The sequence below is a fragment of the Corynebacterium sp. genome (assembly GCF_012837295.1).
Lineage (GTDB): Bacteria > Actinomycetota > Actinomycetes > Mycobacteriales > Mycobacteriaceae > Corynebacterium.
Genome location: NZ_DURI01000300.1, coordinates 1 through 2,921 on the forward strand (window position 1 = coordinate 1; position 2,921 = coordinate 2,921).

Annotated in this window: 2 protein-coding genes; one reads left to right on the forward strand and one right to left on the reverse strand. The window is 66.9% G+C overall.

The genetic code is table 11. The features are described from left to right. Positions 1–145: 145 nt before the first annotated feature. A complete protein-coding gene (locus GX015_RS09705) occupies positions 146–1,594 on the reverse strand; it encodes a Na+/H+ antiporter NhaC family protein (protein WP_291344727.1) in 1,449 nt (482 codons plus the stop codon). A 101-nt stretch (positions 1,595–1,695) separates the two neighbouring features. Here GX015_RS09705 and GX015_RS09710 point away from each other — a divergent pair. After that, the coding region (locus GX015_RS09710) for a helicase-related protein (protein WP_291344728.1) at positions 1,696–2,921 on the forward strand (1,226 nt) is incomplete at its 3' end.

Sequence of the window (2,921 nt, forward strand, 5' to 3'; positions counted from 1 at the left end):
CCGCCGACCGCCACGAGCGACGCCCCTAAGGTTTTCCAAGGAAAGGTTCATGGTTCATTGATATACCGCGCGCAAAACAAACTGGCCGGTCCGGCGTGACGACGTGCCGTCGCCAAGCCGAACCGGCCAGTTCGAGGATGAAGCCCTAGAGGACCATCGCCGCAATCCACCCCGCCGCCAGCAGCGGAAGGTTGAAGTGGATGAACGTCGGGATGACCGAGTCGCGGATGTGGTCATGCTGTCCATCGGCGTTGAGGCCGGCCGTCGGGCCCAGCGTCGAGTCCGACGCCGGCGAACCCGCGTCACCCAGGGCACCGGCGGTACCGATGATGGCGACGGTGGCCAGCGGCGAGAAGCCCATCGCCGTGCACAGCGGCACGTAAATGGCGGTGATGATCGGCAGCGTCGAGAACGACGAACCGATGCCCATGGTCACGATGAGGCCGACGATGAGCATCGCGAAGGCGGCGGCGGCGTGGGATCCGGCGAACATGTCGGCGGAGGCCTCGACCAGCGGCTCGACATCGCCGGTCTCGGTCATGACGGCGGCGAAGCCCTGGGCGGAGATCATGATGAAACCGATCAGGGCCATCATCTTCATGCCGGCCGTGAACACGTCATCGGCCTGGCGCCAGTTGACGCCGCCGGTGATCATGAACACAGCCAGGCCCGCCAGCGCACCAATGAGCAAAGAGTCGGCCTCGAAATCGGTCGACTGCATCCACACCTGGATGGCGAAAGTGACGAAGATGGCGATCAGGGCGATGACGATCTTGCGCTTCTCGATCGGCTTGGCCGCCGCGCGGGCGATGGTGCCCACCGCCGCGCCGTCGCCGGCGGCATCCGGATCGGCGATGCCGGCCGGGGCGGAACCGGAGTCATCGGATCCGAACCCGTTGCCCGCATCCGACATGGTCTTGTCGGCGTAGGTCCGGGGCTTGCGGTAGCTGAAGAACAGCGCGATGAGCAGGCCGATGAACATGCCCGCGGCCGGGATGCCCATGGCCTGCAGGATGTTGATGCCGCCGGTGTCCATGCCGGCCATCTCGATGTTGCCCAGCAGGATGTCGTTGAGGAAGATCGAGCCGAAGCCCAGCGGGATGAACATGTAGGTGGTCACCAGGCCGAACGTCAGCGCACAGGCGGCGGCGCGGCGGTCGATGTTCAGCTTGTTCATGACGACCAGCAGCGGCGGGACGATCAGCGGGATGAACGCGATGTGCACCGGGATGAGGTTCTGCGACAGGACGGCCATCAGGGTGAAGCCGCCGAGCAGCGACCACTTGACCACGCCGACGGCCTTGGCGTTCTCCTCCGGATCCTTGCCCGTGACCGCGCCGATGATCTTGTTCGCCAGCAGCTGCGGCAGGCCGGACTGGGCCACCGCCATGGCGAAGGCGCCGAGCAGCGCGTAGCTCAGCGCGATGCGGGCACCGCCGGACAGGCCCTCCTGGAACGCCACCAGCGTCCCGTCGAAGCCGAGGCCGCCGAGGAGACCGCCGACGAGCGCGCCGATGAACAGCGCCAGGACGACATGGACGCGCGATATAGCGAGGATGAGCATCACCAGAACGGCGATCAGCACGGAGTTCATGAGAAAAACCTTAAAGGAGTTCGGCATTCATTCCCGCATTTTGCCGGGGCCCGTGCCAGTGAGATTGCTAACGCCGCCAGCGGCTACCCTGGCTGGCAACCATGTCTGAGCAGAAACAGAACCCGGACCGCGGAAATCGCGGTGGCCGGCGGCGCGGTCGCCGCTCCCCCGGCGCCAGCACGAACGAGGCGCCTCGCGGCAACCACCCGCACGTCGACAAGCGGCCCATCTACGCCCGCCTGGACGGCGTCACCTTCGCCGAGGCCCGCAGCTTTCGGCGCCGCCTAAAGCGCGCCTCGGCGCCCAACGCCGTCCACGCCATCGCCGAGGACATCGAGCTGGCGCGGCTGCGCGTCGAGGAACGCCGCGCCTGCCTGCCGACTATCACGTACCCGGAGTCGCTGCCGGTCTCCGCCCGCCGCGACGACATCGCCGAGGCCATCGAGAACAACCAGGTCACCGTCATCGCCGGCGAGACCGGGTCGGGCAAGACCACGCAGATCCCGAAGATCCTGCTCGACCTGGGCCGCGGCGTGCTGGGCAAGATCGGCCACACGCAGCCGCGCCGCCTTGCCGCGCGCACGGTGGCCGAGCGCATCGCCGACGAGCTCGGCGAGAAGATCGGCGGCCACGTCGGCTACGCCATCCGTTTCGACGACCGCATCGGCCGCGACACGTGCGTCAAGCTCATGACCGACGGCATTCTGCTGGCAGAGATTCAGCGCGACCGGCTGCTGCTCGACTACGACACGATCATCATCGACGAGGCCCACGAACGCAGCCTCAACATCGATTTCTTGCTGGGCTACCTCAAGCGGCTACTGCCCAAGCGCCCGGACCTGAAGGTCATCATCACCTCGGCGACGATCGACCCGGAGCGGTTCGCGGAGCATTTCGCCGACGCCGACGGCACGCCCGCCCCGATCATCGAGGTCTCCGGCCGCACGTTCCCGGTCGAGGTCCGCTATCGCCCGTTGACCGTCGAGGAAACCGTCACGCGCAAGAACGGCCAGGTCGAAACCCGCGTCACGGACATCGACCAGATCGACGGCGTCGTCGGCGCCTGCCGCGAGCTCATGCGCGAGGGCGACGGCGACATCCTGGTGTTCTTTTCCGGCGAGCGCGAGATCCGCGAGGCCGCCGAAGCCATCGAGGGCCAGAAGTGGCGCGGCGTCGAGGTCCTTCCCTTGTTCGGCCGATTGTCGAATGCGGAGCAGCACCGGGTGTTCGGGCCGCATGCTTCACGACGCATCGTCCTGGCCACCAACATCGCCGAAACGTCGCTGACGGTGCCGGGCATCCATTACGTGGTCGACACCGGTACCGC